We start from the raw sequence: 26,986 nt of genomic DNA, 5'->3' as shown, positions 1-26,986 counted from the left end.
ATTTTATTGAAATTCTTTATATCTATATCTAATGTGAAGAAAAGTTGGGAATCGTGGGAGATTATTTTTGGTTAAGCCATTGTATTTGTAGGTGATAATGGAATGTAGAGGCGGTGGGGATTGTCTTTCTTTTGTGCTAAAGCCTGAACCGATTTTAAAAGTTTTTTGCACACCTTGAATTTTGGCTTGACAGATAATCGCACCTAGCATTCCTTCAAATTTGCCTTTCCCTTGCGTGTAGCCAATCACTTCACATTCGCTATCCATATAAGGTTTGTATTTGTAAGTATTGCTAGAATCTCCATAGGGCGTATCATTTTTGCGGATAATAATGCCTTCTCCATTTTGATTGAGGATTTCTTGAAAATAGCTTTGCAAATGTTCTTTGCTTTGGATTTGGATTTGTGGGATTATTTTGATAGAGGGAGAGGGGTTTTTGTCTAGGTATTTTTGGAGTTTGTCTAATCTTTCTAAAAGCGTGCAATCTTGGCAGATGTTTGGTGCATCAAAGACATTATAGGTGATGTTTTGCCATTCTTTGAGGCTTGAATTGGAATTGCGGACAATGCTGGAGATTTTTTCAAAAGATTGATAATCTAGCCATAATTCACCATCTAGGCTAAATGGAGGGAAATTTTTTAACCAAACTTTGGGGGGATTAATGGGGTAATTATTGCGTGTGTTTAGGGTTTTGCCATTCCATATTCCGCGGATTCCATCGAGTTTTTCACTCATTAAATAGGTGTTATTTTTAAAATTCAAAGATGATTCTTGTGAATAATCTTTGAATTTTAAAAGTTCGCCCCCAAAAAGGAGGCTAAAGGATGAAAAGAAAAAGAATAGAAATTTTATCAAACTAGCCCTTGCTCAATCATTGCATTAGCAACTTTGCGGAATCCAGCGATATTAGCACCCAAAACAAGGTTAGTAGGCTCTCCAAATTCTTTGGCTGTTTGGCTTGCATTAGCATAAATGTTTTGCATAATCTTGTGTAGCTTGCTATCTACTTCTTCAAAACTCCAAGCAGTCATAGAGGCATTTTGACTCATTTCTAAACCACTTGTTGCCACGCCCCCAGCATTAGCTGCTTTGCCCGGACCATAGCAGATTTTCGCATCAAGGAATTTATGCACTGCCTCGATTGTAGAAGGCATATTTGCACCCTCACTAACGCATTTACAACCATTTTTGAGAAGGTTTTCTGCGTCTTTTGCATTAATTTCATTTTGCGTTGCACTTGGGAATGCTGCAAATGCAGGAATAGCCCAAAGCGGATTATGGTCACTTGGGTAATCTCTTGTGCTTGTGTATTTTGCACTTGGTTTTTCTTTGGCATAGGATTCTAGGCTTTCTCTTCTAACTTCTTTAATTTCTTTTAAAAGAGCTAAGTCAATGCCACTTTCGTCATAAATCATACCTTTTGAATCGCTGATTGTAACAGGTTTTGCACCGAGTTGTTGGAGTTTTTCGATTGTGTAAATTGCTACATTTCCGCTTCCTGATACTAGGCAAGTTTTGCCTTCTAGTGAGCCAAAATCACTATGTTTTAGCATTTCTTGTGCAAAATATACGCTTCCATATCCTGTTGCTTCTGTCCTTACTAAGCTTCCGCCCCAAAGAAGTGATTTTCCTGTCAATACACCATCATAGCGGTTGGTTAATTTTTTGTATTGCCCAAAGAGGTATCCAATTTCTCTACCGCCAACTCCAATATCTCCCGCAGGAACATCGGTATGTGCGCCAATATGTCTATATAATTCATTCATAAAGGCTTGACAGAAACGCATAACTTCTCTATCGCTTTTGCCTTTTGGGTCAAAATCGCTTCCCCCTTTACCGCCGCCCATTGCAAGTCCTGTAAGAGAGTTTTTGAAAATTTGCTCAAAGCCTAAAAATTTAATGATACCTTCTGTTACGCTTGGGTGGAATCTCAAACCGCCTTTATAAGGTCCAAGTAGTGAGCTAAATTCGATTCTATAACCACGATTGACTTGAATCTCGCCTTTGTCATCTTCCCAAGTTACGCGGAAGTTGATTTGTCTTTCTGGGATAACGATTCTTTCTAATACTTTGTATTTTTCGTATCTTTTATCTTTTTGCAATGCAGGTTCGATAGATTCTAAAACTTCTTTGACTGCTTGATGAAACTCTACTTGGTCTGGATAGAGTTTTTGGACTTTTTGGATAACGCTTTGTGTGTAAGACATAATAAATCTCCTTTTAAAATATTTTATAGGTAGAATTTTATTTATACTTTAATTAATATAAGCTTATAAGATTAAATTTTTTTTTTAAGCTATATTTTCAAAAACAAAGAAAAATCAAATCAATGATTGAGGCAATACTGCTTTTGGAGGAAATTTTGGCGTATTAAGAAATATTTGAATCTTTTTAAGAATATAGAAAAATATTTTTTATTTTAGTTTTTTGGGAAATAGCCGATATTGAAGTTGTTATTTAATTTTTAAGGAGAAAACATGCAAGCAAGTATGAGTTTCTCTTCTCTGCAAGCCTCATATACCACCACGCATTGGAGTGCTCTTGGAGAAGAGATTAAAAACAATCAAGCAAATAGTGTTCCACAAATAAGTGAAGAAGAGGGAAATAGTCAAAAAACTTCTAATATTCTTTCATCGACAGAAATTTTGAATAATAAAATTGGTGATTTTCAAAAGCAAATCATCAATCAAGCTTTGAATAAAATTTCAGAGATTCAAGATGAAATGATAAAAGTGTGGGAGGAAGTGTTTGGAGTGTCTAGCGAGAATTCTTCTAGCACAAATACAAGCATTTCAGGCTCGATAGAATCTCTACTTAATGGTAATTTCTCTCGCCCAAGTTATAATGTAGGAAGTGGGATTAGTATCACTCAAGGTTTTTATCAATCTTTGGAGTTATCTATACAAGGGACGATTGTAGGGAAAGATGGAGTAAGTAGAAAGTTGGATTTGAGTATTAATGTCTCTCAAAGCTTTGTGCAAAATTTACAAATTAACTCCCAAAATACAAATACTAACAATACAAATTCAAACAAAGTAATTGATCCATTGGTAATTGATTATGCTGGGAATGGAACAGAGCTTAGCGATACAAAGATGAGTTTTGATTTGGATAGTGATGGCAAAGAAGACCAAATTTCGACACTTAAAGAGGGTTCAGGATTTTTGGCATTGGATAAAAATGGAGATGGCACAATCAACGATGGCAACGAGCTTTTTGGTACGCAAAGTGGCGATGGATTCAAGGATTTGAGTGCTTATGATTCTAATAGTGATGGCAAGATTGATAAAGACGACCCTATTTATGATAAGCTAAGAATCTGGACACCTAATGAAAAAGGTGAGGGAGAGCTTGTAGGTCTTGGAGAAAAGGGCATTGGTGTGATTTATTTGGATGCCAAAGAAAGTCAAGAGCTAATGAGGGGAGAAGAGGGGGATTTGCTAGGAATTAAGCAAAAAACTTCTAATTTTATCCGTGAAGATGGGAGTGCTGGAGAGATTCATCATATTGATTTAGTCGCTGGGGATAATTCTGCACAAAATACTTCTAATCCTACTTTGCAAGAGGGATTGCAGCTTGCGGCTAATAGAGCATATATGCAGAATCTAAGCATTAGCTTTAGTTTTTCTCAAAGTAGTGGAAATATTTTAGCTGGCAATAACACTTCTAATGGTTTTTCATTAAGTGCATTTAGCTTTAGTGCTTCGCAATATTCTTTTAGTTTAAGTTCGCTAGAAAATGCTAATAATGGAGTGAGCAAAGAATTATCAACAATGTGGAAAGTGCTACAAGAGACCTTTGTGGGATTTGAAAAAGAAGAAGAATCCCCTATGACTTTAAAGACATTGCTAGAAAACTTTAGTGAATCTTTTGAAGATTTGAATCGTTTTGTTTTTGGTGAAATGGGATTTGATAAAGAAGAGAATCCATTTAAAAATACTCTTTCAAATATCGATATTCAAAGACTTTTGGCTGCTTAAGCTTAGTTTAGCTTGGATAGAAATGCCTATCCAAGTAAGCTAATTTGAAATTTAAAAATTGAAAATAAAAAGATAAAATTCATAAAATCTATCCTAAAATCTTTCAATCTAATTTTAAAAATACAAATTTAAAGGCTTTGTAGTGGTGCAATTAGCAGATTCTAGGCAGTAATTCACCGCTAGGATAATCCAAAAATCGCTTTGCACCATAAGTGGTTTTTAAAACAACTTTTTTGGAGTTTGTAGCGGTGGTATGTCCGATGATTGCTGCATTTTTGCCTAATTTGCTTTGTTTTAAAATATCAAGTGCTTTAGTAGAATCTTCTTTGGGGATTGCTAGGACGCACATTCCTTCATTAGCCAAATGGTATGCTTCAAACCCTAAAAGTTCACAAATCCCTCTAACTTCATCTCTAATAGGCAAGGATTCTTCTTGTATTTCTATGCCTATATTAGAAGTGTTTGCCCATTCATTAAGCACACTTGCAATCCCCCCTCTTGTCGCATCACGCAGGGCGTAGATTTGGATATTGTTTTTGAAAAGCTCTTCTAGCATAGGATAAAGCAAAGCACAATCGCTTTTTAAAGTGCTATGGAGGGAGATTTCCTCTCTTTTGGAATAAATCACTGCCCCATGGTTACCAATCTCCCCACTAACCAAAATACAAGAATCTTGAGGGATTTTAAAGGCACTCATTTGTAAGTGAGGGTAAAGAAATTCTCCAATGGCTGTGGTAGTAATAAAAACCTTATCTAAAGTGCCTTTTGGAAGGACTTTTGTATCTCCAGAGATGAGTTTTGTATCACTTTCTTTGAGTGTTTGGCTAAAAGATTCTATGATTTTTTTCAAATCCTCTATCAAAAACCCTTCTTCAATCATAAAGCTAGCAGTCAAATATTTGGGTTTTGCTCCCATCATTGCTACATCATTGCAACTACCACAAACGCTAAGTTTGCCTATATCACCACCGGGAAAAAAGAGGGGAGAGATAGTATAGCCATCAGTGCTAATGGCGCATTTGTCTTTTATTTCTCCAACCCCTGCATCTTCACTAGCACCTATTACACAGCCTTCTAAATAATGATAAAAAAGCTCTGTAATAAGCTTTTGTGATTCAATGCCTCCGCTTCCATGACTTAAAGTAATAATAGAATCTTTTTTTGCCATAAAATTCCTTGTATTAAAATAGGTGTAGCTATAAGCCGAGTTCTGTTTATGTGGTTATTTATCTTGTTTTTGCTTTGCAGCAAAAATCTAGCAAAGGGCTAAAAACTTGGGATATTAACCATGCCCTTTTTGCTGCGGATTGGGCTTGCAATGACAGAATGTATTGCTACATTCTCGGTAGGCTCTTACCCCACCTTTTCACCCTTACCATAAAGGCGGTTTGTTTTCTGTTGCGCTTTCCCTTAGATTACTCTAGCCATTAGTTAAATGGAATCCTATCCCAAAGCAGCTCGGACTTTCCTCTTTAAAAAGCAACCACTCGCTACACCTAAAGGGATTGTAGCAAAAAAGTGCTAAAAAGAATAGAAATTTTGATTTTTTAAAGTGAGAGTTCAATTTGGGATAACTTGTTTTGTGAATGGATTTTGGTGTAAAAGATTCAATATTGATAGAAACTAGCTTTGCAGGGAAAAGCCTAAAAAGAATTATTTTGCTTCTTATTGCGAATTATGGCAGTCAATTTTAAATATTATGATTGTTGTGAAAAATGCAAGAAATTGATAGCAAGGTAGCAAATATCAAAAAGGCTTTTGGTTTTATCGATGAAAGTTTGGCTATGTTTATTGTGGCTAAAAGCCCAAAATTAATGGGCTTTTTTAAGATGAGCAGGCGGATTTTCCTGTGTTGATTGGTTGAATCTCGCTGTTATCAGCTAATTTTTTGTCATTTACTTCTTCTATAAAATCCCATAATTTTTTTGCTGCTTTTAGGTATTCTTTGGCAGATTTGGATTCTGGGTGAAAATATACAATAGGTTTTCCGCTATCGCCTGCTTCTCTCACGCTTGGTTCAATGGGGATTTGTGCCAAAGTTTTTGTGCCATAGGCTTTAGCGACTTCTTGTGTAGTGCCTTTGCCAAAGATATCGTATTCTTTGCCGCAATCAGGGCAGATAAAGCCACTCATATTTTCAATGATCCCAGCTACTGGGATTTTGAGTTTAGAAAACATATCTAATGCCCTTGCGCCATCATCTAATGCTACTTTTTGGGGTGTAGAAACTGCTATTCCTGCTGTTACAGGCACGCTTTGTGCTAAAGTGAGTTGTGCATCACCTGTGCCTGGAGGCATATCAATCACCATTACATCTAGGTTATCCCACAAAACATCACTTAGCATTTGCTCAATAGCGCGGATAATCATTGGACCACGCCAAATGAGGCTTTGCCCTTCATCATAAAGCACTCCCATAGAAATCATTTCAATCCCATAAGCTTGGAGAGGAATGAGTTTTTTGAGTTTTTGATCTACTTCGGGCTTGTCTTTTTGTAATCCTAGCATTCTTGGGATATTAGGACCATAAATATCTGCATCAAGTAAGCCTACCTTTTTGCCTTGTTGGGCTAGGGCGATTGCGAGATTAACACTCGTGGTAGATTTCCCAACCCCGCCTTTTCCACTGCTAACCATTACAAAATTTTTGATTTGTGGGGCAAGATTCTTAGTGCTTTGTGGCTTTTGGGTTTGTTCTTGGGGTTTGGGCTGTTTGATATCTAAGTTGATTTTTGTGATTCCTTGTGCGTTTAGCTTTTGTGTGATTTGTGTGCGTAGTTTTTCTGCTACTTCAGGGGAGGCAGAGGGAATCTCAACGCGGATTGAAACGGCATTTTCGTGGATTAGCATTTCTTTGACAAATCCAAAGGTTACAATATCCTTTTCAAAATTAGGGTAAATTATTTCTTTTAATAAATTGACTAATTGTTCTTGATTCATAAATTTCCTTTAACTATGTTGTTTAATAATTTCTTGTGAAATTTTATAGCTACAAAATTTTGGACCACACATAGAGCAAAATTTCGCTTCTTTGAAAACTTCTTGAGGAAGGCTTTCATCGTGGTATTCTTTGGCTCGTTCGGGGTCGAGGGCGAGTTCAAATTGTCTATTCCAATCAAAATTATAACGCGCATTGCTCATCGCATCATCTCTCAATCTTGCATTGATTCGTCCTCTAGCAATATCGGCAGAGTGTGCGGCGATTTTGTAAGCGATAATCCCTTCTCGCACATCTTTAGCATTAGGCAAGCCCAAATGTTCTTTTGGGGTTACATAGCAGAGCATTGCTACACCTTTCCAAGCAGCAATAGCTGCACCAATGGCAGAGGCAATATGATCATAACCTGCTGCAATATCTGTTACCAAAGGTCCTAACACATAAAAGGGTGCTTCAAAGCAAAGTTCTTTTTGGAGTTCAACATTGCGTTCAATTTCATTCATCGGCACATGCCCGGGACCTTCTACCATTACTTGCACATCTTTTTCCCATGCTCTTTTTGTAAGCTCTCCAAGCACTTTGAGTTCGCTAAGTTGTGCCATATCACTTGAATCAGCCAAGCAACCCGGACGCAGAGAATCTCCAAGGCTAAGTGAAACATCATATCTTTGACAAATATCTAAAATATCATCAAAAGCTTCATAAAAAGGATTTTGTTTGTGGTAGTGCATCATCCATGACGCCATTAGGCTACCACCACGACTTACAACTCCCATTTTTCGTTTGGCTAAAAGTGGCATATGCTCTAATAAGAATCCGCAATGGATAGTGAAGTAGCTTACACCTTGTTTTGCTTGTTTTTCCATAACTTCTAGCATTTTATCAATAGTGAGTGCATTAATATCGTTTTTGACATCGTGCAAGATTTGATAAATTGGCACTGTTCCAATAGGGACACTAGAATTTTTGATTACTGCTTCTCGAATGGAATCCAAATCCCCTCCGGTGCTTAAATCCATAATGGTATCAGCCCCATATTTGATAGAAATAAGCGTTTTTTGCACCTCTTCTTCTATGGAGCTTGCAAGTGCGGAGCTTCCGATATTAGAATTAATTTTTGTCCTTGTGGCGATTCCTATTCCCATAGGTTCTAGGTTGGTGTGATTGACATTAGAAGGTAATATCAAACGCCCCTTTGCTATTTCTTTTCTTACAATTTCTGGTTCTAAATATTCAAGATTTGCAACATACTCCATTTCTTGAGTAATAATACCTTTTTTTGCATAATGGAGTTGAGTTTTGATTTTATCATTTTTGCGGGCTTCCACCCATTTTGTTCGCATAGATTCTCCTTAAAATAAAATAATAATAATTTTTTAGAATATGCAGTATTAAGGTAGCAAAATAAAAATAAATTCTAGCTTTTCTTTGGGGAATAATTGTAAAAAAGTTAAAGAAATTTAGAATTTGTAGCAGAGATTTGAATGGTTTTGAGAAGTTGGAATGGAGTTTGAAAAGATAAAAGTGGAGGTGCAAATGGGAAGAATCCCATTTGTTTTAGAAAGTGTATTTAACTTCTACCCTTAGACGATTTCTATCTTCAGAATCGCTAATTTGCTCTGCAGGAATAATAGCAGGAGCGTTTGTAGTGTTAGCAAATTGAGTAGCAATTTGTCTTGTGGTATCTGTGGTTAAGATAGAATAGTGGGCGAAGATTCTAAGAGATTTGGTGTATTGCCAAACAATATAAGGATTGATTTCTTGGAAGTCAATATCTCCGCTATATCGTGCTGCACCTTGTCCTCTTGCAATTTTGTTGGTTCCATTGACATAATCAATTCCGATATTTAAGTTTTCTAAAATATCATAATTGATATTAGCATAGAACATACTAAGCTCATTAGATTCAAAGCCTCTAGGCATATTTTGTCCCATTGCGGTAGGCAACATAGAAATGCTAACGCCTGTTGCACCATTTTCAAACCAAATTTGTCCTACCTTTTGGAAAGAACCCTCATCATCTAAAGATACTGCATAGCCATCTTGTGTATTTCCCCAATATCCGATTTTTGCAGCCACTGGGATATTATAATCATGGAATCTCACACCTGCTTCAAGTGTGTAAAGATCGTTGGCTTCTTTTACTTTATGTTCATATACACTTGTCCAAGGGGAATTGGCATCGCTATTAAGCTTGCTAAAGGCATATTGTCCTTTTAAATGAAACATTGAATCTTGCCAAGCTAACTCACCAAAACCTGCAAAATCAATCATATCTGTGGCATTGAAAAGCCAAAGTTGAGAGCTGAAGTTCCCAATGCTTGTATCGTAATTGCTTAAAGCAGCAGCGGTATAAAAAGGTTTATCAATAGAGCCGTTGTTAGGATCTAGTAAATATCCCGTTTGGTAGTCATCAATGCTCCACGCATCAAATGCACCCAAAGCAAAAGTCCAATGATTTAAATCAGAATTTGTTACAAAAATACCTGTTGCTCTATCATCAAGTGTATCACTAATTGGGGTTTGCATAATCATTTTACCCGCTTTGATAGTGGTATTAGTAGAATCTGGAGTGATTACCATATTGAATTCTCTTACACCAAACCAGCTATCAGAACCAGAACCTAAGCCATTACCTGCAAAAACATTAGTGTAGTTGCCATTATTATCTAGGATACCTTTTCCATGATTGACATTTTGTTGTGCATTGTGGTAGCCAATCCCTAGATTCATAGAGATATTGTTAATCACAGGGGTTTTAAAGAGTGCTTCAGCTCTCCATTGATGGTTTGCATCGCCTCTTGTACGCTCTTGTTTGTTGAAGTCTTTGTTGTCATAGCGATTATCAGTGTAGCGATAACGCAACATTCCGCTAACATCAATGCCTTTGATAGCTTCTTCTAAGGGTTGAGCAAAGCTTGCAGTTGAAAGGCTTGCAAGTGCAACACAGGCTATTAATGATAATTTTGTTATTTTCATTGTCGTTCTTCCTTTGTTTTTTTGGTATAAAAGCTGTGATTTTATTTAAGTAAAACTTAATATTTTATAAAATAAAGTATAATTTTAGTCTAGTGCAATATTATTTTTTATCACAATTGCATTTATTGCAACCACAAGAATTTTTTGTAAAAAAGATTTTATAAATAAAATATCCAATAGCAAGGGCAAAAATTGCACCTAAAATAATATTTTCCAGCATTATCTAACTCCATAATTTTTGAAATCAATTGAGTGGATTTTATGATTTTTATTTTGAAAATATACTTATAAATTAATAATTATTTGCAAAATCATTATTATATTTTAGAAGTTTTTATGCTTTGAGAAATCTTAAAAATTGCAATTCAAGGGCAATTTTATTTTCTTGTGTGTATAATCTAAAAAATATATTTATTTGCTATAAAGGAGTTTAAAAAATGAAAAAATTTTTAAAAAAAATATCTGATCCAAAAGTGGTAGGTGCTTTTAGTAAAAGTGGTTTGGGTTTGGCTGCAATCCTTGTAATGGTGGGCTGTGATAATACTTCCCAAAATACAAATAATGGCGGTGGTTTAGAACAAGCTACAAAAAATGGAGCCACAGTAACCATTGAGCAACAACAAGATGGAAGTTATAAAATTTTAGAAGAAACTCCAAGCAGCACAACACGCGTTATTTTAAAAGAAGCAAATGGAAATGAAAGAATACTCACTCAAGAAGAAATTGATAAAATCATCGCTGAAGAATCCAAAAAAATCGATGAAGGCACTTCGCAATTGACTAATCCAACAGGTGGTGGATTGTCTCTTGGGGAGACGATTTTGGCAAGTGCTGCGGGTGCGATTTTGGGAAGTTGGATTGGTAGTAAATTGTTTAATAATCAAAATTATCAGGCACAACAAAGGACAAGCTATAAAACTCCACAAGCTTATGAGAGGTCTCAAAGTTCTTTTAATAAGACTGCAACAAGTGCGACAAGTAATGCAGGACGCAGCGGATTTTATTCTCCAAACAACACTAGCACTACACAAAATCGCTCTAGCACTTCTAGTAGTTTTGGAGGCTAATAATGCAGATTATCAAAGCTAATCCGCTAAACAATGAGGATTTAGAGAATCTTGGGCTTAGTTGGCATACTGATGTGGATAATACACCTTATGTGAGTGATGAGATTATCGAAGTGAGTGAGGAAGAAGCACAAAAATATTATGATGCAGCTAATGAGCTTTATGATATGTATGTGGAAGCGGGACAATATGTGATTGATAATGATTTGTTTTTTGAGCTTGGAATCCCGTTTAACTTGGTAGAAGCAATACAAATGAGTTGGGAAGAAGAAGTGCATTGGCATTTGTATGGAAGATTTGATTTGGCAGGTGGGCTTGATGGAGCTCCAATCAAGCTATTAGAATTTAATGCAGATACTCCAACAATGGTTTATGAAAGTGCGATTATTCAATGGGCTTTGCTTAAAAAAAATGGTTTTAATGAATCTTTGCAGTTTAATAATTTGTATGAAGCTTTGGGTGATAACTTTAAGAGAATTATTACTTTGGGTGAGGATACTTCAAGATTTGATGAAATTTATGAAGGTTGGAAGATCTTGTTTTCTAGCATACAAGGCAGTCAAGAAGAAGAAAGAACGGTGCGTTTGCTAGAAGTAATCGCAAAGGAAGTGGGGTTTGGGACGCAGTTTTGCTATGCCCATGAGGCACATTTGGATGAGAATGCAGGGTTGAGCTTTGGGGGGGAAAATTATGAATTTTGGTTTAAATTAATCCCTTGGGAAAGCATTGCCATTGATGAGCCAGATTTGGCAAATTTAATGACTGCAATGATAAGAAATAAAAATACGATTTTTTTAAATCCTGCCTATACTTTAATGTTTCAAAGCAAGCGAATGCTAAAGATTCTATGGGATTTATTCCCTAATCATCCTTTGTTGCTTGAGACTTCCTATGAGCCATTGTCTAAAAAACAGGTAAAAAAACATGCTTTTGGTAGAGAGGGCGAGAGCGTTAGTATTTTGGATTCTAATGGTAAAGCATTAGTGCAAAATAGTGGGAATTATGGAAATTATCCAGAAATCTATCAAGAATTTGCAACGCTAAATAGCCATAATGGTAATTTTTATCAAGCAAATGTTTTTTATGCGTATGAGGCTTGTGCATTAGGATTTAGGAAAGGTGGGGAGATTTTGGATAATATGTCTAAGTTTGTCTCTCATAAAATCCGTTGATTTTAAAAAGGACAAAAATGAAAACTTTAGAAAATATTAATAGCATTAATGATTTTAATGAGGCAAAGCAAGTGATACCCGGTGGGGTAAATTCCCCTGTGAGAGCATTTAAGAGTGTAGGGGGGACTCCGCCTTTTATTAGCCGTGGAGAGGGTGCTTATTTGTTTGACGAGGATGGTAATTCATACATTGATTTTGTGCAGAGTTGGGGACCTCTTATTTTTGGGCATTGTGATAAAGATATTGAATCTGTGGTGATAGAGACTATTCAAAAGGGCTTATCTTTTGGCGCACCTACGATTTTGGAAACTGCTTTGGCAAAAGAAGTGATTTCTATTTATGAGGGGATTGATAAGATTCGTTTTGTCTCAAGTGGGACAGAGGCTACAATGAGTGCTATTAGACTTGCTAGGGCTTATACTAAAAGAGATGATATTATTAAGTTTGAAGGTTGTTACCATGGACATAGTGATTCTTTGCTTGTGAGTGCTGGTAGTGGGCTAGCGACTTTTGGTTCTCCAAGCTCCCCGGGAGTTCCAGAGGATTTTACAAAACATACTTTAGTAGCAAGATACAATGATATTCAAAGTGTAGAATTGTGCATTCAAGCAAGCAAGCAAAAGGGTAAGGGTGTGGCTTGTGTGATTATAGAGCCTATTGCGGGAAATATGGGGCTAGTGCCGGCTCAAAAGGAATTTTTGGAATCTTTGGAAGTTTTGTGTAAAAAAGAGGGGATAATTTTAATTTTAGATGAGGTGATGAGTGGTTTTAGGGCTTCATTGAATGGTTCTCAAAGCTTTTATGGAATCTCTGGAGATTTGGTAACTTTTGGGAAAGTGATTGGTGGAGGTATGCCTGTTGGGGCTTTTGGCGGTAAGGCGGAGATTATGAATCTTTTATCTCCGCAAGGAAATGTTTATCAAGCAGGGACATTAAGCGGGAATCCTGTGGCAATGAGTGCAGGGCTTGTTGCACTTAAAAAATTAAAAGCAAATCCAAAGATTTATAAGCAGCTAGAATCTTTGGCGTTGAAATTAACACAGGGGTTAGAGAGAATTGCCAAAGAATTTCAGATTCCAATTCAAACTTGTGTTCGTGGGAGTATGTTTGGATTCTTTTTCAATCAAAAACCTGTGGAAAATTTTGAAGATGCACTTAAGAGTGATACGCAAATGTTTGCTAGATTTCATCAGGGTATGCTAAATAAAGGGGTTTATTTTGCTGCTTCACAATTTGAGACTGGATTTATTTGTGATGCGATGAATGAAGCTATGATTGATGAGGTTTTAAATAAGGCTAAAGAGGTATTTTTGGAGATTAGTGCTTATGGAAAATAAGGAAAAACCTAAATATCAAGACGCAGTTTTGGCATATTCTAATGCTACGCTAGGAATTTCCATAGTGGTTGCGGTTTTGATTGGGGTTGGAATTGGGTATGGACTTGAAAAGCTTTTTGGTTATAGGTGGCTTTTTTGGCTTGGGGTAGTATGGGGGATTTTGGCGGCAATTTTGAATATTTATAAAGCCTATAAAAGACAAAAGAAAGAATTTGATGAGTTGAGCAAAGATCCAAAATATCGTTATCAAAAAGCAGAGAAATGGGATGATGATGAGGATTAATATCCTAAGTTTTATCTTATTTGCGATTTTGGCTATTTGTGGAGTTTTGAGCTATATTTTTTGGGGTAGCTTGGTGACTTTGAATTTTGTATTTGCTTATGTTTCTTTTGTGATAATTGTGGGAATGGCATTTATTATGCAGAGAAGAAAGATTATGCGTCTTATTTCGCAAGCTTCACAAGAAGAATTAGAAACTTTAAAGAATCTTTACCAAAGCAAAGAAGAGAAAGAGGAAGAATTTTGGGGTGAAAATGAAGATAAAGATGATGAAAAATTTGTAAAGGAATGTATTTCTAAAAAAAAGAAATTTTGGCAGAGTTTCAACAAAGAAAGTGGCAAGGTGGGGTTTAAAATGTTTTTTATGCCTTTGAGGTTGCTAACTTATGCGGTATTTATCGTGCTTTTTTTAATTTTTTTAAAAAAAGAGCTGTTTGACTTTGTGGGTTTCTTTGGTGGGCTAATTGTAGGGAATTTCGCATTGGTTATGGCTTTGTTTTTGGCAAAGGTGAAATAGGATTATTTGCCTAGACAAAATTCTCCAAACATAACATCAAGCATTTGAGAATATTCGTAGGGTTTGGTGATAGATGCAATAGCTCTAAGTGCTTCATTGATATGAAAACTAAAGAGTTCTAATTCGCCATTTTCTAGTGGAATCTTAGAATCATAAAGGGCTTGTATGCAGTTTTTCACTGCTTGGAATTGGTATTGGGAAATCAAAAGTAAGGATTGGGTGGATTCTTGGGAGTTTAATAAGGATATTAGGTGGTTTTTAAAGTTAGATAGTAGGGATTCTTGGGAATTTAAATTGGTATTTTTAAGACAAAGGTTTAGAGGTAGAAAAGGTTTTAAGACCTCTGAATCAAAATGATTTTGCAAATCTGTTTTATTTAACAAAACGATGATTTTTTTGGAATCTTGATAGTTTTTTAGAAGCTCTATAATCTCTAAATCTTCATGGTCTAAAGGGCGACTACTATCAAAAAGTGCAATTAGAATATCACTTTCTTTGGCTTTTTGTAGGCTTCGTTCAATTCCTTTGTTTTCGATAATATCTTGGCTTTTGCGGATTCCTGCGGTATCAATGAGACGCAATAAATGCCCCTCTAAAACAAAATTTTCTTCAATGCTATCGCGTGTAGTGCCTGCAATATCACTCACAATAGCGCGTTCATTGTGTAAAAGGGCATTGAGAAATGAGCTTTTGCCTACATTGGGCTTACCGATAATACAGAGTTTATAGCCTTCAAAAAGGGATTTTTTTTGGATTGATTGCTCTAAGAGGCTTTGGAGTGTTTTGAGGATAGAAGTTAGCTTGTTTTGTAGATTTTTTAGCAAATCTTGTGGTAATTCTTCATCGGCATAATCAATAAAAACTTCGCTGTGTGCGAGCAATGTAATAAGGTCGGTGCGTAGATTCTCGCAAAATTCTTGCATTTCTCCATTGAGGTGACGCATCAGCATTTTGTGGGCATTTGCGTTAGAAGATTCAATGAGTTTTGCTACTGCTTGGGCTTGAGTTAAATCAATCCTTCCACCTAAAAAAGCTCTTTTGGTAAATTCTCCGGGATTGGCTAATCTAGCTCCATATTTCAAGCATTCTTCTAAGATATTTTGAGCTATGAAAGTGCCACCATGGCATTGAAATTCAACAACATCTTCGGTGGTGTAGCTATGAGGAGATTTGAAGTAAATTATAATACATTCATCAAGCAGTTCGCCATTTTCAAAATAAATTTTAGTAAGTTTTGCATGACGCACTTTAGAGTTTTTTAAATCTATTTTGGCAAGTTTTGAGGCGATTTTAAGAGAATCTTGTCCGCTTAGGCGAATAATGTTAAGAGAGGACTTTCCATAAGTTGTTGCTGGTGCAACAATCGTATCATTAGTGTTGAAATTCATTGATGATGATATAACGCTCTCCATCTTGATTAAGGCGGAAAGAAATATATTTATTTGGGAATTGTTCCCTTAGCTGCTTGATTGCAATATGGGCTAATACGCCATCAAGTGGCTTAGTTTGTGCTTTCCCATAGGTTTTGATATTTTCTATGGTTGGTATGAGATAGTTTGCAATCATTTCTTCTTGATTTTTTAGAAATTCTGCAATCTCTAAACGCACCATTAAGCCATAAACATGGTTAATCCAATTAAAAATTAGATAAGAAATCGCTTTGTAGCGATAACCCTCTTTCCCTATTAATAACGCTGAATCTTCCCCATCAATTTTGATATATAGAGTGTTTTCATCATAGGGCTTGACAATAATCTCGCTAATTTTGTAAGGAAGAAATTGAAATAACTCGTTTAATTCATTTTGGATATGAGTGCTAATTTCAGAGAGGTCTTTGGTGGTTTCTTTGATTGGTGGTTGTGTGTGGAGATTTTGGGTGCTAGTTGTTTTGGGGTGGTGTGAGTTGGCGTTTTTTGGTTGTGCGCAAATAATTGCATTTTTTTTGCCAAACCCCAAAAATCCTTTTTTGGGATTTTGGATAATTTCATAATCTAAATCTACAATAGAGCAATCATAAAGTTTGGAGGCTTCTATGAGGGCTTCTTCGAGGCTTTGGGCTTCTATTTTTTTCATTGAGAAGCCTTTTGATGCTTATGTTCTTTATGTTCGGCGATTTCTCTTGCTTTTTTGCGTTCCATTGCTTTATTGATAATAAGCTGTTGAAGGATTGAAAAGATGTTATTTACAAACCAATAAAGCACTAAACCTGAAGGGAATGTAACAAAGAAAATTGTGAAAATTAAGGGCAAGAATTTAAAGATTTTTTCTTGGATTGGGTCATTAAATGTCGCTGGGGTTAAATGCTGTTGCAAATACATTGTAATACCCATTAGGATTGGTAAGACAAAATAAGGATCCATTACAGATAAATCTTGAATCCAAAGCAACCACGCCGCACCTTTGAGCTCTATGGCATTATATAATACGCGATAGATAGCAAAGAATACAGGCATTTGAAGGAGGAGTGGCAAGCAGCCTCCCATTGGATTTGCGCCATGCTTTTTATAGAGATCCATCATATGGGCTTGAAGTTTTTGTGGCTCACCTTTGTATTTTTGTTGAATCTCTTTCATTTTTGGAGCTAAATCTTTGAGTTTTTGCATTGATACCATACCCTTATAGGTAAGTGGGTAGAGAATGATTCTAACAATAAGAGTGAGTAGAATAATTGCCCAACCCCAATTTCCGCATAAATCATAAAGTGTTTCTAAGAGCAAAAAGAGAGGTTTTGCAAAGAAAGTAATCATACCATATTCAACAACATCAGTAAGATTTGTATCAATGCTCTCTAAAAGCCGATAATCTTTTGGTCCAATGTATCCAGAGAGTTCTATATTTCCATTAGCACTAATAAAAGGCATAGGATTTTCTTGAGCGTTGTTTAAGATAGAGATATTAAGATTGTTGGTTTTGCTAAAAAATAAAGTTGTGTAATATCTATCCACTGCTGCAATGATGCTGGAGTTTGTAAAATTATTTTGAGTGCTTGCATCGCCATCTTCAATTGTAGTGATAGTATTGTCCTGTTCTTTGATGATAACACCTTTGAAGACATAAGCATCATTTTCTACACTAGGACGCATACCCGGTGATAAGAAGTAAGTGTAATTTTGTGGCATATTGATTTTGATTTCATAATATCCATTAGGATAAAAGGTTAGGATTTTTTCTATGGTGATATTTTGTAGTTTTTGTGTGAGTGTGATAGATTGTGGTTTGTCTTGGATAGTGATGTCAGATTGACTAGCTTTGTAAGGTGTGCTAAAGGCTTGTTGGTTTAACATAGAATCAGAGAAACGAATTTCTAGCGTTTTTGGGTTGTTTTGATTAGCAATATCAGTGCTAAATAATTCAAGATCTTTAGCGTCTTTGTGGTATTTTTCTTCTTTGAGAAGGACTTGGGTGATTCTACCTAAACGATCAATTTTGTATTCAAAGTTTTTTGCTTTGATGGTGGCAATAATTTCTTGAGAATCTGTGCTATTTTGTGTATTAGAAACATTTTGGATAGAGGCTTGGGGAGTGGTTTGCTCTTGTGATGGAGTTTGGATATTTTGCGATGGTTTGGCGGTGGCATTTTCTTTGGGGCTATAAAAATAGCTATAAGGCACAAAAAAGGCTAATGCCAAAACAACAGCGATGATGATTCTGGTTTGAGGATTTAAATTATCAAGTTTATTTAACACGGGAAACCTTTGAAAAATTTTTTATAATATAAACATTTTGAGTGGGATATACCATAGAATGTTTAAGAATAATGGGTTGAAATCTTAGAGGTTTAATCGGTATGAGCCAATATTTTGGCGTTTTTGGAGACATAAAATGAGCATTAATTTTGGTGTCTATTTTTGGATAGGCAATGCCACCTTTGAAGAATTGATTGCAACTTAAAATACGCATCAAGGTTTTAAATAAGGCAATACAGGGATTTTGAAATTCAAAAAGCTGCTTAGAATATTCTGAGCAACTAGGATAGTAGCGACATTTTGCTCCAAAAAATGCAGAAACATAATGTTGATAAAAAAATATGAGTGATAAAAAAAATTTTTTTAACATTTTTGTTTTACCAATTTTAAACGCATAAGGGCGTGTTTATAGTGATTCTCCAAAGTTTTGTAATCCACCTTGTCTAGCCCATTTTTTGCTAATAGCACCATATCTCCATTAATAAGATTAGGCAATGAGGCACGATAAAGGCTTCTTAAACGCCTTTTGATAAAGTTTCTACAAACTGCATTCCCCACTTTTTTGGATACACAAAATCCAACCCGATTTTCTTTGATATTCTCTTTGAAAAAAAGTATAAAATGCGGATTATGCCATTTTTTTTGGCTGTTATAGACGATATTGAAGTCTTTTTTTGTATTTAGTGTAATCAATTTAAAATCCGCAAAACCTAGATTAAACTGCTAATCTTTTTCTACCTTTTGCTCTTCTTGCGTTGATGACTTTTCTACCATTTTTTGTTTGCATTCTTACTCTAAAACCATGAGTTCTCTTTCTTGGTGTATTGTGTGGTTGATATGTTCTTTTCATTATAAAACCCTTTTTGTAAAAATAAACGCTAATTTTATTAGAAAATTACTTAAAATATATTTATTTAGTAGTTTTTGGTATTTCTTATTCCTCAAAATGTTTGGTTAGTGCAATGGCAATTGCTGCGACTAAATCGCTTTCATCTTTGGATTCTTGTGGCATTAATGAATTGATTTTGTTTTCCAAATAAGAGGTATCAAAGATTCCGCGTTTGAAGTCTTTGTCATTGCAGATATTAATTAAAAATGGAATGGTTGTTTTCACTCCTCGAATTTTAAATTCGCTTAAAGCGCGTTTGAGTTTATTGACTGCCAAATCATAGCTTGTAGCACGGACAATAAGCTTTGCAATCATTGAATCATAAAAAGGGGGAATGGTAAAATCTTTGTAAATATAACTATCTACTCTCACAAAAGGACCTAGTGCAGGGTAGTATGCAGTGATAGTTCCGGGGTTTGGAATAAAGTCATTATGCACATCTTCGGCGTTGATTCTAGCTTCAATTGCAAAACCTTGTGGAATAATATCACTTTGGCTTAAATCCAAAATTTCCCCATAGGCGATTCGAATCTGCCTAGCAATGAGGTCTAAGCCTGTGATTTCCTCTGTAACGCCGTGTTCAACTTGGATTCTTGTATTCATTTCCATAAAATAAAAATTATTAGAATCATCAATTAAAAACTCAATGGTTCCTGCGTTGGTGTAATTTGCAGCCCTAGCAGCAGCAACTGCAACTACTCCCATTCTACGACGCAAATCCGCACTTATGGTAGGGCAGGGAGCGATTTCTATTAGCTTTTGGTGGCGTCTTTGGATAGAGCAATCTCTTTCTAATAGATGAATGATATTTCCATAATTGTCCGCTAGAATCTGAAATTCAATGTGCTTTGGATTTTGGATATATTTTTCCATAAAAACATCGTCATTTTTAAAAAAGGTTAAAGCCTCTCTTTTGCACGCATTCAAAGCATTTTCAAGTTCATTTTCTTCCCATACTACGCGGATTCCTCTACCACCTCCACCGCTACTTGCTTTTAGGATTATAGGATAGCCGATTTTTCTTGCTATTTTTTGTATTTCATAAAGATTTAAAGAATTTAGAGGATCTGTTCCGGGGACAACGGGGATTCCATTAGCTATCATAAGATTTCTTGCAGCATTTTTATCCCCCATTTTGGCAATGACTTCGCTATCAGGTCCAATCCAAACTAATCCGGCTTCTTTGACTTTTTTTGCAAAAAGAGCATTTTCACTCAAAAAACCATATCCGGGGTGGATTGCTTCAGAATCTGTTGCTTTTGCAGCTTGGATAATCAAGTCTGGATCTAAGTATCCTTTGATTGGATCTTCGCTGATTGCGTAAGTGTGAGTTGCCATTTTGACATGCAGACTATCTCTATCTGCATGAGAATAGATTGCAACAGATTCGATATTTAAATCATTACAGGCGCGTATGATTCTTACAGCAATTTCTCCGCGGTTGGCAATGAGGATTCTTCTAAACATAAAAACTCCATTAATGTTTTTGTTTGAGCTAAGTTTTTATTTTATAATTTAATTTTTTAATTTTCTCTTGAAATTTTAGAATGTTTTGTAAAAAGAATGAATTATGCTAAAATTATCCCACTTTTACACAAATTAAGGTTTTTTATGGAATTAATATATGCAGTGATTCTTGGTATTGTTGAGGGGCTAACAGAATTTTTGCCTGTTTCTTCTACTGGGCATTTGATTTTAACTTCAAAATTGCTCGGAATCCCACAAGATACTTTTCACAAAACTTTTGAGGTGATAATCCAACTAGGTTCAATTTTGGCTGTTATTTTTGTTTTTTGGGAAAGATTATCTAAAAATAGTTTTGAATTGTGGGTGAAATTGGCAATAGGATTTTTGCCTGCTGGAATCTTGGGATTTTTGCTTTATGATTTGATTAAATCGCTTTTTGCCCCTATTACCACTTCAATTATGTTGATTTTGGGCGGAATTGTGTTTATTGTGATAGAAATTTTCTATAAAGAAAAGGAGCATCACACTAAAGATGTTGCAGAAATTACCTATAAGCAGTCTTTTTTGATAGGGATTTTTCAAGCTTTGGCAATGATACCGGGGACTTCTAGGAGTGGGGCAACGATTATTGGTGGGTTGCTTTTGGGGTGTAATCGCAAAGTAGCTACGGAATTTTCTTTTCTTTTGGCATTGCCTACAATGATTATTGCAAGCGGTTATAGTGCTTATAAAAATTATGAAGTTTTTAATTCAGAAAATCTTTTGGTGCTTGGATTGGGTTTTGTTGTGGCTTTTATAAGTGCTTTTTTGGCGATTAAATTATTTTTGGGATTTGTGTCTAGGTTCAATTTTATTCCATTTGGAATTTATAGAATCATTTTGGGAGTATTGTTTTTGTTTTATTTGGAGGTTTTTTGATTATACTTTTGTTACATAATCACTTAAAATTTCTTTAAAAAGCCCACCAAAATTGATTTTTAATTTTGTTTCCTTCTCGCTTTTTGTAATCTCTAGGATTCTTCCTGCTCCAAAGATTTTATGTACGACACAATCGCCTTTTTTAAATCCAGAATCTTCTAGGGTAATTGTGGTATTTTCTTTTTTGAAAGTTTTGTAGGAATTTTTTAGGACTCCACTTTCTTCTAAGAATCTTGAGGGTAGAATGTTGGTTCGATTGCCACGATAAAATCTTGAATCCACATAGCTTAAATAAAGCTCTTTTTTGGCTCTTGTAAAAGCTACATAACCTAATCTGCGTTCTTCTTGAATATTGCTATCTTCTCTTACCATAGGGAAAAATCCCTCTTCAAGCCCAATGATAAAAACATAATCAAACTCTAATCCTTTGCTAGAATGCACGCTCATACAAGAAATGCCTTCCACTTCCTTTTTTTCTTGTCTCATTTCCATATCTTCTTGATCACTTCTTAGAGCTAATTCGTTTAGAAAATCTTCTAATTCCATAAGGGGATTTTGCTTGATATATTCTCGGTATAATCCATAAAATTCCTCGATATTGCTTACCCTATCAATTTCATCATTATTTTGCAAAAAAGCATTGCAAAGACCGATTTTTTCTTCAAAATCATCAAGGAATCTTAGGCTAGATTGTTTATGAGATTCTTGCAAATCTTTTAAAATTCCAAAAAAATCTTTGATGGTTGTATGGGCTTTTTTGCCAATTTCTTTTTGTAAAGATTCTTGCAAATGAGGGTGTGCAAAGAGTTCATAAATACTGCAAAGGTGGATTTGTGTGAGGTTTTTTAATTTTTCAATGGTCGTTTTGCCTATGCCTCTTTTGGGTTTATTTAAGATTCTAAGAAGGGAAAAGTCATCATTGGGGTTGATTAAAACCCTAAAATAGCTAATTACATCTTTAATCTCACTGCGTTCATAAAAGCGGATTGCACCCACTAAGATATAAGGAATCCCTTCGCGATTAAAACCTTCTTCTAAAGAGCGTGAGAGGGCATTTAGACGAAATAAAATAGCAATATCTTTGGGATTAATTCCATTAGAGAGTAGATTTTTGATGATTTTGCAGAGATTTCTTACTTCTTCTTGCTCATCAAAAGAATGCAAAATCTCAATAGGCTTGCCTTCTCCCAAAGTACTTTTGAGGGTTTTGCCTAGCCGTTCTTTGTTGTTTATAATAAGATTGTTTGCTGCCCTTAAAATGTGTTTGCTTGAGCGATAATTCTCTTCTAATTTAATGGTTTTTGCATTTTGAAAATGTTTAGAAAAATTTAAAATATTTTGGATATTTGCACCCCTCCAGCTATAAATGCTTTGGTCATCATCGCCAACAACGCAAAGGTTTTGGTGTGTGGTGCAGAGGTATTTTAAAAGTTGATATTGCAAATCATTGGTATCTTGGTATTCATCAACCATAATATATTGGTATTTTTGGCTAATTTCAGTGGCAACTTCTTTGTGGTTTTGAAAAATCTGTATAGGCAATAAAAGTAAATCATCAAAATCTACCATATTGTTTTGCAAAAGAGATTCTTGATATTTTTCATAAACTTTTGCGATATGCTTGTAAATTTCATTGTGTGCATTTTTTGAGGCTTCTTGTGGAGAAATTTGAGAATTTTTGTAACGCGAAATCTCACTAACAACCAAAGGCAAAGGGGCAAGTTCGGCGTTTAATTCTTTGATGATTTTTTTTGTATCATCGCTGTCAGCTAGGATAAAGTTTGTTTTGCGTCCTAAGTAATGGATATAAAATTTTAAAAATAATAAACCAAATTTGTGAAAAGTGCAGAGTAAAGGCGGGTGAGATGTGGTGTTTTCTATCATATTTAAAGCCCTTTTTTGCATTTCTTGTGCGGCTTTATTGGTAAAAGTGAGTGTTAAAGTGTTGCTTGGTGGAATCCCAACTTCATCGATAAGATAGGCTAAGCGAGTTGTAATAGTTTTTGTTTTGCCACTCCCAGCACCTGCTAGAATCAATAAAGCACCTTCAGTAGTGGTAACTGCTTCTTTTTGAGAGGGGTTGAGTTGCTCTAAATAGGATTCTTGCATAAATAGCCTTAGGAAAAATAGAATGAATTTTGGAATTATATCAAAAACTTGTTGTGTGACTTGTTGGCTTGATAATAAAAAAAATTTTTGTTATTATAAAAGTTTTGATAAAAATTTATATATATTTTATTTAATTGTATGGAGATTAGGGTATGTTGTATGATTTTACCAAATTGCGAACTTTTATGATAGTAGTTAAAGAAAAAAGCTTTTCTAGAGCTTCTATGAAAATGGGTGTCTCCCAACCTGCTGTTACGCAGCAAATTAAACACCTTGAATCATATTTTAATACCAAAATTATTGTCCGCAGAAAAAGTGGGATTGGATTGACAAAAGAAGGAGAAGAGCTTTTGTTGATTGCTTCAAAAATTGATAAAATCTTGCATTCTCATCAAAAAGAAATAATGCATAACATTTACAGAAAAGAAGCGGTAAAAATAGTTTGTTCGCCCACTATTGGTAATTTTATTTTGCCTACTTTGCTTCCTAAACTCACAAAAGAAGTTTATCCTAATATACAATATAGTATTTCTACTTCTTTGAAAGCTATTGAAGATTTGCAATGTGGAGGTAATGGTGCTGGGGAGATTAAAATGGCTTTGATTGAATCTCCGATTTTTAGGGAAGATATTGTGTATCGAGAATGGCTAGAAGATGAAATTATTTTGGCTTCTACAGCACCTTTGCCAAGAGTGATTAAGGAAGAGGATTTGTTTACTTATGAATGGATTAATTTGAGTTTGGGGACACACAAGTTTGCTGCAATTAAAAATTATTTGGAAAAGCTAGAAATTGAAGTGGATAAGTTAAAGATTTTTAAACAATTTGAAACCTATCAAGAAGTAAAAAAATGCTTATTGCGTGAATCGCAGAAAAAATCAAAAAGAGCAAAACGCTATATGGCATTTTTGCCTTATTTGTATATCAAAGATGAATTGCAAAAAAAGCAATTTTATTATTCTAAGATTCGAGGTTTGAAGCTTAAACGCAGAATGTATTTGGCTTTTTGCAAAGAAGATAGAAATGATTCGCTTATAGAAAATATCGGTGATTATTTGATTTTTAATACAAAAATCCCTATGTATTAAGATTTAAAAAGATTGTGGTGTAGAAAATAAAGCAATGTGTGATTTTCCTTTAGCCATTGATGGAGTTTTTTGGGTTCTTTATCATAAAGAGAAATGAGATTCCAAAACTCTTTTTGATGGTGTGGGAATCGGAGATGGGCTAATTCGTGTATGATAATTGAATCAATTATCCAGTGAGGCATTAGGGCAAGGCGTATGCTAAAGCGTAAGTTTTTTGTGTGTTTGTAGCAGCAAGCAAGCTGTTTGTAGCTCTTGCCATAGAGAATTTTGTTGGGGAAAAGATTCATAATATTGGCAAAATGTGGAATGCGTATTTGCAAATAAGAATCAAGCATATTTTTGTAGTAAGCTATTAATTGATTTTTGGTGTGTTTGGTGGAATCTTGAGAGAAGGATTGTTCCCATAGGGATTGAATATGAGAATCTGAAAAATTTTTCCATTCCCCAAAAATAAAAAATTGATTGCGTGGTAGATTGATATTGTATTTTTCTTGTAGAGAATGATATTGGGTATCAATCCATTGACGATTTTCTTCCAAAAATCTTAGACATTCTTTTTTGGTAATGTGTTTTGGGGCACTAATGAGAAGTGTTGAGGAATTACAAAAATGCATTTTAAGATTTTTGTAATTGCGTTTTTGAATGATTTTGAGAGTGTATGGAGGCATTAGTGTTGAATGAAACGATTGTTTTTTGGGGAGAGAATTTGAATATCGTATTGGACTTGGTTATTGTAGATTTTTTCATCAAAAAAGCGTTTTGCACTTGGGATATTTTTTAGATAAAAATATTCAATTCCTAGAGCGGTTGCGTAATTAATCCAGTCATATTCTAAATCTGCATTTAATAGTTTGGCTTCTTCGACAAATAAATCTTCAAGCTTTCCAATAGAGTTTGCAATATACATATTATCACGATCTTTGGCTTGTGTAATGGAAAGAAGGGTTGGATTGTAATTGATTTGGGTAGAATAGATACCTTGAGTTTGGATATCATAATAAGTAATTTGCGAAAGAATAATACTAGAATTGATAAGTGGTGTATTTAGGAATATACGAGAATCATTAAGGATGGGTTGTAGTTTTTTCATTTCTTTTGTGAAATTTGTGTTGTCTTTGAGATTGAAAGCCATAGAATAAGAAATTTCAGGATTGTATTTTAGGACACTTTGGTGAATGGTATTGCCAATATAGCTTGAATCATAAAAACTAGCAGCTTTAATTTGGGGATTTAATTGTGATAATTCTTTGATTTGTTCATCATAATTAATGCCTCCATAGATGATATTTGGCGAAAGATTAGAAGTGATTTGTGAGGAATGCACACTAGGGATAAAAATAGGTGTTTGGATATTTAAAAGATTGAGGTTGTTAGCACCATTGTAAGTTAAAATGGCAATGATTTGTCGATAGCCCTTAGAATGGATAGTATCAATAGTGCTTTGTAAATCTTCTTGGGATTCACTTTTGCTATCAAAAATTTCAAAATTAAAACGACTATTTTGGTGCAAAAGATAACTTAAAATTACATTAGTTGTGGAAGCCGAGTAAGTCCCAATATTTTTTCTTGAAAACAAAAGTGCAATATTAAAAAATGGTTTTTTGGTGGAAGAAAGATAGGGAATTTGGGATATTGCAAGATTATTCATAAGAAGATTAAGGGATTCTAAAAGCTCTTCATTTTGGTTATCTTCATTGAAATTAGCCATAAAAGAAAAAATCAGCCCTTGTTTGAGATAGTCTTCTAGGCAGCTTGTAGAGCATTTATTGTAATCTAAATTTAAGATTTCTGTAGTTGGCGTAGGAAGGGGAGAGGGGTATCTGCCACTTGCTAAAATAAGATTTGGAGCTAATAAAAATAAAATAAAAAGTTTTTGTATTATTTGCATAAATATCCTTTAAGTGTTAAAAATTCCCTGTGAGCTTGTGCTTTTAGGCTTTGATTGGTAAGTAGCTGCATAAGAGAAAAGGTTGGAAAAAGTGTGTAATGATTCCATGTTAAGATTTTTCCTTGTATATTTTTGTAGGGGGTTTTATCTTTGGTGAAATGATTGTAGGTTGTTTCTCCCAAAATAACAATTGTTTGTGTGTGTGAAAATTCAAGCTGTTTTAGTAGGTATCCAAAACAATTTTCTATGGCATCTTTTTGTGTGGTTTGTGGGATTTCACATTTAAGCAAAGAGAGGATAGAAACTTCATTAAGACGCAGTTCAAAGACATTTTCAATGATTTTTTTAAGCATTTGTGCGCCTTTGGAAGCAAAACGCAATTGTGTATCTAAAATAGGTATTGTGCTTATAAAGGTGATTTTGGAATTTGGATTGCAAAGTCCAGTGTGAGGTTTGGATAGCTTTTGTGAGCAAAGCTGGCATGCTTGGATAGAGGAATGCAAATCTTTGGCATTATTGCTTTGAAAGCTTTTTTGGGTGGGTTTTTTGAAATACACATCACAATAGTGGAAATCCATTGATTTTAATAAATAAAGCTTTTTTAAAAGCAGAGCTTGTTGAAGTTGTTGCACAAGAATCCTAAAACTTTGAATTAAAATAAAAATATAATT

The 26,986-nt window shown here is 34.8% G+C and carries 26 protein-coding genes and 1 other RNA gene; 8 read left to right on the top strand and 19 right to left on the bottom strand.

Annotation, left to right across the window (positions count from 1 at the left end):
• Positions 1–3 precede the first annotated feature (3 nt).
• Positions 4–855: a DNA ligase gene (locus EL247_RS05825; protein ID WP_126442102.1), complete on the bottom strand. Its 852-nt coding sequence runs from the start codon at positions 853–855 to the stop codon at positions 4–6.
• Positions 852–2,207 (bottom strand): NADP-specific glutamate dehydrogenase, encoded by a 1,356-nt coding sequence (gene gdhA, locus EL247_RS05820; RefSeq protein ID WP_054194772.1) that lies wholly within the window; start codon positions 2,205–2,207, stop codon positions 852–854. Before gdhA ends, EL247_RS05825 begins: the two co-directional genes overlap by 4 nt.
• A gap of 270 nt (positions 2,208–2,477) precedes the next feature.
• Here gdhA and EL247_RS05815 point away from each other — a divergent pair, with 270 nt between their 5' ends.
• On the top strand, positions 2,478–3,980 hold the full coding sequence (locus tag EL247_RS05815; RefSeq protein WP_172594055.1) for a hypothetical protein: 1,503 nt from the start codon (positions 2,478–2,480) through the stop codon (positions 3,978–3,980).
• Between the two features lie 151 nt (positions 3,981–4,131).
• Here the strand turns inward: EL247_RS05815 and hypE are convergent, their stop codons facing one another.
• From hypE to EL247_RS08775, 6 genes are all read right to left on the bottom strand, one after another.
• On the bottom strand, positions 4,132–5,148 hold the full coding sequence (gene hypE / locus EL247_RS05810) for a hydrogenase expression/formation protein HypE (protein ID WP_126442101.1): 1,017 nt from the start codon (positions 5,146–5,148) through the stop codon (positions 4,132–4,134).
• Positions 5,149–5,163: 15 nt separating this feature from the next.
• An RNA gene (gene rnpB, locus EL247_RS05805) (RNase P RNA component class A) lies at positions 5,164–5,479 on the bottom strand.
• A 325-nt stretch (positions 5,480–5,804) separates the two neighbouring features.
• Positions 5,805–6,920 (bottom strand): Mrp/NBP35 family ATP-binding protein, encoded by a 1,116-nt coding sequence (locus EL247_RS05800; RefSeq protein WP_104719170.1) that lies wholly within the window; start codon positions 6,918–6,920, stop codon positions 5,805–5,807.
• 9 nt (positions 6,921–6,929) lie between these two features.
• Positions 6,930–8,261, bottom strand: a complete 1,332-nt coding sequence (gene thiC, locus EL247_RS05795; protein WP_126442100.1) for a phosphomethylpyrimidine synthase ThiC — start codon at positions 8,259–8,261, stop codon at positions 6,930–6,932.
• 214 nt (positions 8,262–8,475) lie between these two features.
• Positions 8,476–9,897, bottom strand: coding sequence for a major outer membrane protein (locus tag EL247_RS05790; protein ID WP_126442099.1), 1,422 nt, complete (start codon positions 9,895–9,897; stop codon positions 8,476–8,478).
• Positions 9,898–9,997: 100 nt separating this feature from the next.
• Entirely contained in the window at positions 9,998–10,117 is a 120-nt protein-coding gene (locus tag EL247_RS08775) for a FeoB-associated Cys-rich membrane protein (protein ID WP_104719167.1), read from the bottom strand.
• 217 nt (positions 10,118–10,334) lie between these two features.
• Here EL247_RS08775 and EL247_RS05780 point away from each other — a divergent pair, with 217 nt between their 5' ends.
• From EL247_RS05780 to EL247_RS05760, 5 genes are read left to right on the top strand one after another with little or no spacing between them, the layout of a single operon-like run.
• Positions 10,335–10,964 (top strand): UPF0323 family lipoprotein, encoded by a 630-nt coding sequence (locus EL247_RS05780; RefSeq protein WP_054194777.1) that lies wholly within the window; start codon positions 10,335–10,337, stop codon positions 10,962–10,964.
• Positions 10,965–10,966: 2 nt separating this feature from the next.
• Positions 10,967–12,136, top strand: a complete 1,170-nt coding sequence (locus EL247_RS05775) for a glutathionylspermidine synthase family protein (RefSeq protein ID WP_060661031.1) — start codon at positions 10,967–10,969, stop codon at positions 12,134–12,136.
• A gap of 17 nt (positions 12,137–12,153) precedes the next feature.
• Entirely contained in the window at positions 12,154–13,473 is a 1,320-nt protein-coding gene (hemL, locus tag EL247_RS05770; protein ID WP_104745374.1) for a glutamate-1-semialdehyde 2,1-aminomutase, read from the top strand.
• Positions 13,463–13,756, top strand: coding sequence for an AtpZ/AtpI family protein (locus EL247_RS05765; protein ID WP_040499546.1), 294 nt, complete (start codon positions 13,463–13,465; stop codon positions 13,754–13,756). Before hemL ends, EL247_RS05765 begins: the two co-directional genes overlap by 11 nt.
• Positions 13,746–14,270 (top strand): hypothetical protein, encoded by a 525-nt coding sequence (locus tag EL247_RS05760; RefSeq protein WP_232019738.1) that lies wholly within the window; start codon positions 13,746–13,748, stop codon positions 14,268–14,270. Before EL247_RS05765 ends, EL247_RS05760 begins: the two co-directional genes overlap by 11 nt.
• A 2-nt stretch (positions 14,271–14,272) precedes the next feature.
• Here EL247_RS05760 and mnmE read toward each other — a convergent pair whose 3' ends face one another.
• From mnmE to EL247_RS05725, 7 genes are all read right to left on the bottom strand, one after another.
• Entirely contained in the window at positions 14,273–15,658 is a 1,386-nt protein-coding gene (gene mnmE, locus EL247_RS05755) for a tRNA uridine-5-carboxymethylaminomethyl(34) synthesis GTPase MnmE (protein WP_104745372.1), read from the bottom strand.
• Positions 15,642–16,343, bottom strand: a complete 702-nt coding sequence (locus EL247_RS05750) for a Jag N-terminal domain-containing protein (protein ID WP_005020733.1) — start codon at positions 16,341–16,343, stop codon at positions 15,642–15,644. Before EL247_RS05750 ends, mnmE begins: the two co-directional genes overlap by 17 nt.
• A complete protein-coding gene (gene yidC, locus EL247_RS05745; RefSeq protein WP_104745371.1) occupies positions 16,340–17,956 on the bottom strand; it encodes a membrane protein insertase YidC in 1,617 nt (538 codons plus the stop codon). Before yidC ends, EL247_RS05750 begins: the two co-directional genes overlap by 4 nt.
• Positions 17,946–18,326 carry a membrane protein insertion efficiency factor YidD gene (gene yidD, locus EL247_RS05740; RefSeq protein WP_065826608.1) on the bottom strand — a complete coding sequence of 127 codons (381 nt, stop codon included), beginning with the start codon at positions 18,324–18,326 and terminating at the stop codon, positions 17,946–17,948. The genes yidC and yidD overlap by 11 nt, the downstream gene beginning before the upstream one ends.
• Positions 18,320–18,649, bottom strand: a complete 330-nt coding sequence (rnpA, locus tag EL247_RS05735; protein ID WP_005020741.1) for a ribonuclease P protein component — start codon at positions 18,647–18,649, stop codon at positions 18,320–18,322. Before rnpA ends, yidD begins: the two co-directional genes overlap by 7 nt.
• A gap of 22 nt (positions 18,650–18,671) precedes the next feature.
• Positions 18,672–18,806 (bottom strand): 50S ribosomal protein L34, encoded by a 135-nt coding sequence (gene rpmH / locus EL247_RS05730; RefSeq protein WP_005020743.1) that lies wholly within the window; start codon positions 18,804–18,806, stop codon positions 18,672–18,674.
• 84 nt (positions 18,807–18,890) lie between these two features.
• Positions 18,891–20,312, bottom strand: coding sequence for an acetyl-CoA carboxylase subunit A (locus tag EL247_RS05725; protein ID WP_054197629.1), 1,422 nt, complete (start codon positions 20,310–20,312; stop codon positions 18,891–18,893).
• A gap of 144 nt (positions 20,313–20,456) precedes the next feature.
• On the opposite strand from EL247_RS05725, the gene EL247_RS05720 reads away from it, so the two are divergent.
• Entirely contained in the window at positions 20,457–21,230 is a 774-nt protein-coding gene (locus EL247_RS05720) for an undecaprenyl-diphosphate phosphatase (protein WP_005020746.1), read from the top strand.
• Here the strand turns inward: EL247_RS05720 and EL247_RS05715 are convergent, their stop codons facing one another.
• Positions 21,231–23,339: a UvrD-helicase domain-containing protein gene (locus EL247_RS05715; protein ID WP_126442098.1), complete on the bottom strand. Its 2,109-nt coding sequence runs from the start codon at positions 23,337–23,339 to the stop codon at positions 21,231–21,233. It lies immediately after the preceding gene.
• A 152-nt stretch (positions 23,340–23,491) separates the two neighbouring features.
• On the opposite strand from EL247_RS05715, the gene EL247_RS05710 reads away from it, so the two are divergent.
• The gene (locus tag EL247_RS05710) at positions 23,492–24,427 is read left to right on the top strand and encodes a LysR family transcriptional regulator (protein ID WP_126442097.1); all 936 of its coding nucleotides are present in this window, start codon (positions 23,492–23,494) and stop codon (positions 24,425–24,427) included.
• Here EL247_RS05710 and EL247_RS05705 read toward each other — a convergent pair.
• Genes EL247_RS05705 through EL247_RS05695 form a run of 3 tightly spaced genes read right to left on the bottom strand, consistent with a single transcriptional unit; the run spans position 24,424 to position 26,947 of the window.
• Positions 24,424–25,095 (bottom strand): M48 family metallopeptidase, encoded by a 672-nt coding sequence (locus EL247_RS05705; RefSeq protein WP_060661040.1) that lies wholly within the window; start codon positions 25,093–25,095, stop codon positions 24,424–24,426. The two genes, EL247_RS05710 and EL247_RS05705, sit on opposite strands and share 4 nt — an antisense overlap.
• Positions 25,095–26,315 (bottom strand): hypothetical protein, encoded by a 1,221-nt coding sequence (locus tag EL247_RS05700; protein ID WP_054197634.1) that lies wholly within the window; start codon positions 26,313–26,315, stop codon positions 25,095–25,097. Before EL247_RS05700 ends, EL247_RS05705 begins: the two co-directional genes overlap by 1 nt.
• Positions 26,306–26,947 (bottom strand): uracil-DNA glycosylase family protein, encoded by a 642-nt coding sequence (locus EL247_RS05695; protein ID WP_126442096.1) that lies wholly within the window; start codon positions 26,945–26,947, stop codon positions 26,306–26,308. Before EL247_RS05695 ends, EL247_RS05700 begins: the two co-directional genes overlap by 10 nt.
• Positions 26,948–26,986 lie beyond the last annotated feature (39 nt).

Origin of the sequence: Helicobacter pullorum (assembly GCF_900638355.1) — a bacterium.
In the GTDB taxonomy this organism is placed as follows: domain Bacteria; phylum Campylobacterota; class Campylobacteria; order Campylobacterales; family Helicobacteraceae; genus Helicobacter_D; species Helicobacter_D pullorum.
Note: the sequence above shows the minus strand (reverse complement) of the source record. Positions and strands in the feature narration are given on the sequence as shown.